Here is a 232-nt window from a genome sequence, read left to right on the forward strand (position 1 = left end):
TTCACCGCCACCAAGACCCGGCTCGACCCGGTCGTCGAGGCGAACGTGCGGCGGCTCGCCGAGTCGCTGGCCGGGCTGGGGCACGAGATCGTCGAGGTCGAACCGGACTACGGGCTGATCGGTCTCACGTTCCTCCCCCGCTCGCTGACCGGCGTCCGCGACTGGACGATGCGGGTGCCCGACCGCGCCGGGCTCGACCCGCGCACCCGCAGCAACGCCGGGCACGGCCGCC

1 pseudogene is annotated in these 232 nt (G+C 74.6%); it reads left to right on the plus strand.

What is annotated here, in order from left to right:
- A pseudogene (locus tag G3I65_RS05990) lies at positions 1-232 on the plus strand (amidase); the annotation flags it as partial.

Origin of the sequence: Amycolatopsis sp. SID8362, assembly GCF_010550475.1 — a bacterium.
GTDB classification, from domain to species: Bacteria; Actinomycetota; Actinomycetes; order Mycobacteriales; family Pseudonocardiaceae; genus Amycolatopsis; species Amycolatopsis eburnea.